This window comes from Cupriavidus mimosae (assembly GCF_023952485.1).
GTDB classification, from domain to species: Bacteria; Pseudomonadota; Gammaproteobacteria; order Burkholderiales; family Burkholderiaceae; genus Cupriavidus; species Cupriavidus taiwanensis_C.
Genome location: NZ_JALHRY010000064.1, coordinates 1 through 2,565, shown reverse-complemented (window position 1 = coordinate 2,565; position 2,565 = coordinate 1). Strand labels below are relative to the sequence as shown.

General features: G+C 63.2%; 2 protein-coding genes. Both read left to right on the top strand.

Going from position 1 to position 2,565, the window contains the following annotated elements; all coding sequences use genetic code 11:
- Positions 1–156 precede the first annotated feature (156 nt).
- Positions 157–1,656: an IS21 family transposase gene (istA, locus tag MKD50_RS30230; protein WP_012354405.1), complete on the top strand. Its 1,500-nt coding sequence runs from the start codon at positions 157–159 to the stop codon at positions 1,654–1,656.
- Positions 1,653–2,489 carry an IS21-like element helper ATPase IstB gene (gene istB / locus MKD50_RS30225; RefSeq protein ID WP_012354406.1) on the top strand — a complete coding sequence of 279 codons (837 nt, stop codon included), beginning with the start codon at positions 1,653–1,655 and terminating at the stop codon, positions 2,487–2,489. The genes istA and istB overlap by 4 nt, the downstream gene beginning before the upstream one ends.
- Positions 2,490–2,565 lie beyond the last annotated feature (76 nt).

The window sequence follows — 2,565 nt, the reverse complement described above, 5'->3', positions numbered from 1 at the left end:
TGGGCGGCGACAATCATTTTGTCCGGCGTAGCGACAAACATCTTGGCCGGTGGCGGGAACTCGGAGGCGGCGTAGCCGCCGGAGAGTTTCCGCCACCGGCGGCGCCGAGTTGGCCGGGTTCTACGATGGCTGATCGCATCAATAAGCGGTCAGTCCATGTCTGGAACCCGTATTACCGACCAACAGGTTAGCCTCTACATGTCCAAACGCAAACAGCATACCCAGGAGATTGCCGCTGCCAAGGCCGGCATCAGTGTGCGCAGTGCCCGGCGTATCGAACGTGATAGCCAACTGCCTTCGCAGAAGCCCCGCCGTTACTGGCGCTCGCGGCCCGATCCATTCGTCGAGGTCTGGGACACCGAGGTCGTGCCGATGCTTGCTAGCGAGCCGCGCCTGCAAGCCATCACCATTCTGCGCAAGCTCCAGGACGACCATCCCGACCAATACCCTGACAGCATGCGCCGCACGCTCGAACGGCGCATCAGCAAGTGGCGGGCTGTGTCTGGACCGGCCAAAGAAGTCTTCTTCCCACAGGAACACGCGCCGGGGATCCGGGCACTGTCGGACTTCACCGATATGCAGGCGCTGGGCATCACCATCTCCGGCGTTCCATTCCCTCACCGCCTGTATCACTTCGTGTTCGCGTTCTCGCGCTGGGAGTACGCCCAAGTGGTTGAAGGCGGAGAGAGCTTCGAGGCGCTGTCCTCGGGCTTGCAGAACGCGCTCTGGCAGGCCGGCGGCTGCCCGCGAGAACATCGCACCGACAGCCTCTCGGCGGCGTTCAAGAACCTGAAGGAGCAGGAGGACTTCACAACGCGCTACGAAGCCCTGCTGGACCACTATGGGATGACCGGCACCCGTAACAACCGCGGCCTGGGCCACGAGAACGGCAGTGTGGAATCATCCCACCGCTATCTGAAGGAGGCTGTCGACCAGGCACTGATGCTGCGCGGCCACCGGGACTTCGAGGATCGAGCCGCCTATGAGGCGCTCCTGCGCGAGGTCGTGATGCGTCGTAACCGGCGTCATGCAGCGGCGTTCCGTCTCGAGCGCGAGCAGTTGACGGACCTGCCTCCCCGGCGCACGACGGACTTTGCCGAAGAGGAAGCGCGTGTCACCCGTTGCAGCACATTCACCGTGCGCGGCATCCTCTACAGCGCGCCGTCCCGCCTGATTGGTCACCGTCTGAAGGTGCGTGTGTACGGCGACCGACTGGACTGCTACCTGTCCGGAGCCATGGTGTTCAGCACTCCTCGGGGCTCCCACGCCGCGCACAGCACCCGCCGCGCTATCGACTATCGGCACTTCATTGAGGGGCTCAAACGTAAGCCGCAGGCCTTCAAGGGCCTGGCGTTCCGGGACGATCTGTTCCCTCGGGAGGCCTATCGGCGAACCTGGGAGCAGCTTGATGCCCGGCTGTCGCAACGCGACGCGTGCAAGACGATGGTTGGCCTGCTTGAGCTGGCGGCCATGGACGGTATCGAAGCCGTGCTGGCCGTGCGCCTGGAAGCCATGTTGGGCGATGGTGATCTGCCGGATCTGGAAGCGCTGCGCGAGGAGTTCTCGCCGCGGCAAGCCGATCACCCCGTCATCCATGTCCAGATGCCGGCGACCAGTTGCTACGACGCCCTGCTGGGCCAGGGGGTCGCAGCATGAACGCGCCGCTCCCAATTGATGCCGCCCGCCTGACGTTGATGCTCAACGAACTGCGCCTGCCCACCATTGGCCGGCTCTGGCCAGAGTTCGCACAGCGCGCCGACAAGGAAAGCTGGCAGGCAACCCGGCTGCTTGGCGCCTTGCTCGAACACGAACTGGCCGAACGGGCCAAGCGGCGTATCGAACGACACCGAACCGAATCCCGCCTGGATCCAACCAAGACGCTGGCTGCCTTCGACTTCAGTGCTGTGCCCATGGTCTCCAAGGCGCACGTGATGGCACTGGCGAGCGGTGATTCCTGGCTGGAGAAAGGTGCCAATGTGTTGATCTTCGGCCCGCCGGGCGGTGGGAAGAGCCACCTCGGATCGGCCATCGGGCATGCCCTGATCGACGCTGGGTACAGGGTACTGTTCACGCGTACCAGCGAGATCGTCCAGAAGCTGCAGGCAGCCAGGCAGAGCCTGCAGTTACCTGCAGCCCTGGCCAAGCTCGACCGCTTTGACCTGATCATCCTGGACGACCTGTCGTACGCCCGCAAGGACCAGGCCGAAACCAGTGTCCTATTCGAACTGATCGCCGAGCGCTATGAGCGGCGCAGTCTGCTGATCACGGCCAACCAGCCGTTCTCAGGCTGGGACAACGTGTTCCCTGACCCCGGCATGACCATCGCCGCGATTGACCGACTCGTCCACCATTCGACGATCTTTGAAATGAACGTCGAAAGCTACCGTCGGCGCACCGCAAGCGACAAGCAGTCTGCTCGCCGACGACAATCATCCAGCGACAACGACAATCACCGCGACATCGATAACGGAGCGACAACCATGACCTAACACTCACCGACAATCATCCCGGCCAACCGGCCAAAATGATTGTCGCTGGACCGGCCGTCCTGCTTGACGCTATCTA